This is a genomic window from Bartonella queenslandensis AUST/NH15 (assembly GCF_000312585.1).
Lineage (GTDB): Bacteria > Pseudomonadota > Alphaproteobacteria > Rhizobiales > Rhizobiaceae > Bartonella > Bartonella queenslandensis_A.
On record NZ_HE997985.1, the window covers coordinates 9194 to 10410 of the forward strand.

The following is a 1217-nucleotide window of genomic DNA, read 5'->3' on the forward strand; positions in this document are numbered from 1 at the left end:
AGGCAACAGCGGCATGCGTGCAAGTGATTTTGTCAATCGTGTGCTACAGATGTATGGGGGGCAGCCTTATAGAGCAAGTCCTCTAGCACAGGGAAGCTTTGGCAATAGAGACAACTTGCTCGATGTTTTACGGGCATTATTAGCATCACAAGAAGAGTCTTCAGAAGAAGAAGAGAGTGATGCCGATGATAATCCTTTGATGACGCAATTCATGCGGGCATTTTACGGACCGTTTTACCAAAATTAGGATTCACAAACATGTCAACGATCTATGATTGGTCGCTTAGAGCGGCGGATAACACGCGCGCGGATGATTTGATTGATTGGTCAGAGGGACAGCGCCCTAGCACGATCAACAACAGTGCACGTGGAATGATGCAGCGTTTTCGAGAGTATTTATCGGATACGGGTGGATCTCTTGAAGGCATTGTTACGGTTGATAATGATCAGCAGACGACAGTCATAAGGCTGCAAAGCAAGTCACCGTTTTTAGAGTATAAGAATGATATTGTTTTACGATTTAAAGCGCGTGGCAAGAATGTTGGAGCGACCAAAGTTATTTTGAATAGCTTATCAAGTAAGCCGGTTTATAAGGCATCAACCACTGGTGTTGCAACCTTTTTAGAGGGAGGGGAAATTCAAACTGGATGCATATATACGCTGGTCTATGATGAAGAGCTTTCCGGATGGCATTTGCTTAACCCCACTCCAGTGTCATCCTCACAAGGCTTGGCAAGTTCTCTTTATCCAGCAGGTTTTATAGGCGCCTTTGCGATGCAAGCATTGCCTAGTGGTTGGTTATTGTGTGATGGGGGTGCTTATTCGCGAAGTGTTTACAATGATCTGTTTGCAGCAATTGGGACGACATGGGGAAGTGGCGATGGGTTTAGAACGTTTAATATCCCTGATTTTCGTGGAATGTTTTTACGTGGCTTTGATGGAGGACGCAATATTGATATAGGACGCTCTTTTGCGACGATCCAAGCGGATTCCATACAATCTCATTTTCATAAAGGACATAAGATTTTGTCAAAAGAACTTGATGAAGAAGCTCCAACACATTGGGATGGTGACAAAACAATTATATTAGGTCGTTTGCTTGATGATGATCAGAAATCAAAAATTGCGCAAATGATAGGAGCCGCAGTAGAGGATATTGTTTCGTATCATACTTTTTCGCTGCCTCCTTTATCAGAATTTATACGTAGGTTATGAGA

General features: G+C 43.2%; 1 protein-coding gene and 1 pseudogene. Both read left to right on the forward strand.

Translation table 11 applies throughout. The annotated features are described in order from the left end of the window. Window positions 1–247 (forward strand): annotated as a pseudogene (locus tag BN338_RS02090) (transglycosylase SLT domain-containing protein); the annotation flags it as partial. A gap of 11 nt (window positions 248–258) precedes the next feature. Next, a complete protein-coding gene (locus tag BN338_RS02095) occupies window positions 259–1215 on the forward strand; it encodes a phage tail protein (RefSeq protein ID WP_083868420.1) in 957 nt (318 codons plus the stop codon). Window positions 1216–1217 lie beyond the last annotated feature (2 nt).

What these genes read in the sequence shown, in the direction of transcription:
- BN338_RS02095 (WP_083868420.1), top strand. Translation starts at nt 259, where the DNA reads ATGTCAACGATCTATGATTGGTCGCTTAGAGCGGCGGATAACACGCGC.